Origin of the sequence: Rathayibacter sp. Leaf296, assembly GCF_001423045.1 — a bacterium.
Classification (GTDB): Bacteria; Actinomycetota; Actinomycetes; order Actinomycetales; family Microbacteriaceae; genus Rathayibacter; species Rathayibacter caricis.
In genome coordinates, this window is sequence record NZ_LMNR01000001.1 from 221271 (window position 1) to 225520 (window position 4250).

The window sequence follows — 4250 nt, forward strand, 5'->3', positions numbered from 1 at the left end:
CGGCGCACCACGAGCGAGGTGTGCAGAGCGGCGACGGTCGACTCGGCTCCGCGGTTCTCGTTGCGCCCGGTCGGCTCGAGGCCGTCGAAGCCGGCGCCGGTCGAGGGGTCGAGCATGACGGTCGCGGAGTCGTTGTCACCCTGGAACCAGGCCCAGCAGGAGGCGAGGCCGGCGCGCCAGAGCGGGTCCTCCTCGAGGCTCAGCGCGCGGGCGCAGGCGGCGGCCAGCGCTGCCACCTCGATCGGCTGCTGATCGAACAGGGCACCGCGATCCGCGGGACCGCGGCCCTCGGTGCCCGCGACCGAGAGGTGCCCGTCGCGCGACTCCGTCTCGAGGAGGAACGCGAGCGACGCGAAGCCCCGCTCGAGCAGCGCAGGATCGCCGAGGGCCGCGCCGGCCGCGAGGAGCGCCTCGGGGATGCAGCCGTTGGCGTAGCGCAGCCGCGGCTCGGGCCACGGCCAACCGGGATCGGAGCCCCGCAGCAGCATCGGAGCGGCGTCGACGAGGAGCAGTGCGGCGGCGGCGGAGTGCGGGCGCACCTCGACGACCTCCGCGGCACCGAGCACCGCGAACGTCATCGCGCGCAGGTCGGGTGAGCGCTGCTCGGCGAGCCGGAGGAAGAGCCGCATCGCCCGGCGCCGGGTCAGGGGCAGCTCGGCGTGCGCCGCCGCGATGCCGGCCGCCCAGACGCTCCGTCCCCACCAGTCGCCGACCGAGGCGTCGTCGACGAGCGCGCCGCCCGCGTCCATGCGGTTGTGCACCGCTCCGTCCTCGTCGGCCGCGTGCTCGAGGAAGCGCAGGTACTGCTCCGTCAGCCGCCGGGTGAGGAAGGACTGCTCGGGCTCCTGCACCACGACGATCAGCGCGCGGGACGCGTCGTCGACGCAGTAGCCGTGCTCCCTCCGGGGGACGTCGAGGAGCGCGTGCTCGAAGAGGCTCCGCTCGTCGGTCAGCGCGTCGAGGTGCGCGTAGGGCAGCGGGGCGGCGCGCGGGCCGGTCACGCCGCGCGCTCCACGCGCAGGCGGCGGATCAGGTCGAGGTAGCGACCGGCGGCGTCCGGCCAGGAGAGGGCGGTGGGAGCGATCGGAGCGGCACCGCCCGTGCCGGAGAGCACCTCGTCGAGCGCCCGTGCCATCGCCTCCGGATCCTGGTGCGCGACGGACCGGCCCTGCGGTCCGCCGAGCAGCTCGAGGGCGTGCGGGAACGCGGTCGCGACCACCGGCTTGCCGGCCGAGAGCGCCTCGACCAGCACGCCGGATGTGACCTGGTTGCGCGAGTCGTAGGGGAGCAGGACCGCGTCGGCCTCGGCGACCGCGGCGGCGAGCTCACCCGGATCGAGGTAGCGGCCGTCGAGCAGGACGTCGTCCTCGAGCCCGAGCTCGGTGACGAGCGCGGCCAGGGACTCGCGGTAGGCCTCGCCGTGCGAGGCCAGCACCTTCGGGTGGGTCTGCCCGTGGACGGTGTAGGTCGCGGCGACTCCGGCGGCGCGCAGCTCGGCGATCGCGCGGATGCCCCACTCGATGCCCTTGCCCGGGCCGATCAGACCCCATGTGATGATCCGCGGTCGCTCCGGGCGGCTGCTCGCGGCCGTCGCGCCACTCCACACCGGCACGCCGTGGGCGATGACGCCGACGCGGTCCGGATCGACGTCGTAGCAGCGCTCGAGGATCTCGGCGGCGACCGCGGTCATCACGACGACGGCGTCGGCGAGAGCGGCGACCCTCTCGAGCACGAGGCGTTGCGACGGGCTCGGCGTCTCGAGGACCGTGTGCAGCACCGCGATCGCGGGAACGGTCAGCTGCTCCAGCACGTCGATCACGTCGGACCCGTCGGGCCCGCCGTAGATGCCGTACTCGTGCTGGATCACCGCGACCTCGCTGCGGCTGAGCGCACGGGCGGCGGCGGCGATGCTGCGGGGGTCGCCGGCGACGAGCTCGGCGACCACCTCCTGCCCGCGGCCGGGAGCGGCGGCGCCGGGCACCGCCAGCTCGTCCATCACCCGGACGGTGCGGATCGACGCGCCGTGCGACTCGACGAGCGCGGCCGCCAGGGACTGCGAGAAGGTCGCGAGCCCGCAGCGCGTGGGCGGGAAGGTCGAGAGCAGGCCGATCGTCGCGCTGCTGAGGGGGTGGTTCACGGTGGGCTCCCGCCGCAGAGGGCGGCCCTCGAGGGCAGGACCGCGAACGGGCGGGACGGCTGCCGGTCGGCATCTCCCGCGGGATCGCCGAGGGGCGGATCCGGTCCACGACCGGCGGACCGGGGTGAGTGCCCGACATTCTGGAGGCGCGGGATGAACATCCGGGGTCGCGGGGCTCGGGGCTTGACGGGACTGCGCACCAGGGGGGCGGCGCGGATCGACCGGTGTGACGGCCCCGGACCGGTCTGTCCACGGGGTTGCGCGCCGGGGGTCCCTGAGTAGCGTCGAAGATGCGAGGGCGTTCACGGCACCGCCCGAGCAGCGGTCCGGCGGGGATCGCGACGGCGACAGGGGTTCACCATGGGCAGGATGATCTACGACTCGACGACGGAGGCCGACTTCGACGACCGCCTGCTCGCGCATCTGCAGATCGTGATCGGCACGAAGCTCGGCAAGGGCGAGTCGTTCTACTTCTCGTGGCGCGACGCCGGAGCGGCCGGGGACGGTCGCACCTCGCTGTGGCTGCATCCGGGGATCCCGCTGCGCTTCAAGTACTTCGGCGGGCGCGCCCCGTCGATCAATCCGGAGTGGGTGCGGCGGCTGCTGATGGACTCCTACAGCGCCCAGGGGCTGCGGATCTCGCCCGAGCCGGAGCACGCGGTGCACACGGCCGCGATCTCGACGGTGTGAGGTTCGGCTGATCCCTGCCGACCGCGGGGCGACGATCACCGGCCGTTCTGCGGTCGGCGATCGCAAGCGGCCGGGCCGGGGGTCAGTGCACCCGGTCGGCCAGGCGTCCGATGATCCACTCGCCCGTGGCCCCGCGCGCCCGCACGAGCAGTCGCGTCACCGACGCGATGTCCGGCTCGCTCGGCTCAGCCGAGTCGTACTCGATGACCATAGGCGTCGCCTCCGACAGCGCGATCGTGGCGACCGAGAGCGGGGTTCCCTCGGCGACCCAGACGAACAGGCCGGAGCCTCCGTCGCGGCGAAGGATCGCCGTCGCGTACTCGAGACGCGTGAGAGTGGTGTCGTCCACCTGCAGGGACGGCAGGGAGTCGAGTTTCAGGAAGCCCATGGCGCCGCCCCGCGCCGCGCTCGTGGTCCGTCCGTGCGTGCTGTGTCCATGCGTCTCCCCGACCCTCTGAGGCCTGTCGGCCGAGCATCGGGGTCCAGGATGCGGGAGCCACGTTACGCCTCGGCGCGGGATGCGGTGGTGGGGTTGCGCCCGGCCGGGTCGCGCGAGGGGGAGGCGCAGCGTGCCGGTCGCGGCTCGGTCCGGCCCGGCGGAGGCTCCCTCGCTGCGGGATCAGAGGGTGCCGGTGGTGGCGACTACTCCGTTCGCCACGTCGCGCAGCCGCGCGCCGGTGCGGCGGCCGTGACTCCGGAGCAGCGTGAACGCGTGGTCGATGCTGATGCTCTGCCGCTCGGCGAGCACGCCCTTGGCCTGCTCGATGACGACGCGGGAGTCGAGCGCGTGCTGCAGCTGCGCGGTGAGGTCGTTCTGCTCGCGCAGGGTCTCGCTGAAGACGATGCCGAGGGTGGCGACGTCGGCGAGGGCCTGCAGGACGGCCACGTCGTTGTCGCTGAAGGGGCCGGGCTCGGTCGCGAAGACATTGATCGCGCCGAGGGTGCGGTCGCGGTGGCGCAGCGGAGTCGCGTGCACGGCGCGGAAGCCGCGGTCGAGCGCGGTGCGGGTGAAGTCGGGCCAGCGCTCGGACTGCTGCAGGTCGGCGAGCTCGACGACGGCCCCGCCGTGGAACGCCTCGAGGCACGGGCCCTCGCGGGTGCCGAGCTGCTCCTCCTCGATCTCGGCGGCGCGCTCGCTCGTGGAGGCCATCACGTGGAGGGCGCCCTCGCCGTCGGCCAGGACGATGCCGGCGTCGACCGCCGCGGTGAAGCGGGTCGCGGCGTCGACGAGCGTGTCCATCGTGTCGATGACGTCGTGCTCGGGGCGCAGGGCGTCGGCGAGCGCGACGAACACGTCGGCGAGGCGGGCTTCGCGATCGGAGGAGGACATGCATCGAATCTACGGACGGGTCGGCGGGCAGGGGAAGCCGGGAGTGCGACGGCTTCGCTCCTGGTCCGTCCGCCGGGGGTCACGGCGGCGGGG

At 74.0% G+C, this 4250-nt stretch carries 5 protein-coding genes; 1 reads left to right on the top strand and 4 read right to left on the bottom strand.

Annotation, left to right across the window (positions count from 1 at the left end):
- Positions 1 to 1001: hypothetical protein (locus tag ASF46_RS00985; RefSeq protein ID WP_056867380.1), on the bottom strand; the 1001-nt coding region annotated here is incomplete at its 3' end.
- The gene (locus tag ASF46_RS00990; protein ID WP_056866046.1) at positions 998 to 2137 is read right to left on the bottom strand and encodes a glycosyltransferase; all 1140 of its coding nucleotides are present in this window, start codon (positions 2135 to 2137) and stop codon (positions 998 to 1000) included. The genes ASF46_RS00985 and ASF46_RS00990, both read right to left, overlap by 4 nt.
- Positions 2138 to 2497: 360 nt before the next feature.
- Between ASF46_RS00990 and ASF46_RS00995 the strand changes: the two genes are divergently transcribed.
- Positions 2498 to 2827 carry a hypothetical protein gene (locus tag ASF46_RS00995; protein ID WP_056866047.1) on the top strand — a complete coding sequence of 110 codons (330 nt, stop codon included), beginning with the start codon at positions 2498 to 2500 and terminating at the stop codon, positions 2825 to 2827.
- 82 nt (positions 2828 to 2909) lie between these two features.
- On the opposite strand, the gene ASF46_RS01000 is transcribed toward ASF46_RS00995, so the two are convergent.
- Entirely contained in the window at positions 2910 to 3215 is a 306-nt protein-coding gene (locus ASF46_RS01000) for a hypothetical protein (protein ID WP_056866048.1), read from the bottom strand.
- A gap of 231 nt (positions 3216 to 3446) precedes the next feature.
- The gene (locus ASF46_RS01005) at positions 3447 to 4157 is read right to left on the bottom strand and encodes a GAF and ANTAR domain-containing protein (protein WP_056866049.1); all 711 of its coding nucleotides are present in this window, start codon (positions 4155 to 4157) and stop codon (positions 3447 to 3449) included.
- Between the last annotated feature and the right edge of the window lie 93 nt (positions 4158 to 4250).

What these genes read in the sequence shown, in the direction of transcription:
- ASF46_RS01005 (WP_056866049.1), bottom strand. Translation starts at nt 4,157, where the DNA reads ATGTCCTCCTCCGATCGCGAAGCCCGCCTCGCCGACGTGTTCGTCGCG.
- ASF46_RS00995 (WP_056866047.1), top strand. Translation starts at nt 2,498, where the DNA reads ATGGGCAGGATGATCTACGACTCGACGACGGAGGCCGACTTCGACGAC.
- ASF46_RS01000 (WP_056866048.1), bottom strand. Translation starts at nt 3,215, where the DNA reads ATGGGCTTCCTGAAACTCGACTCCCTGCCGTCCCTGCAGGTGGACGAC.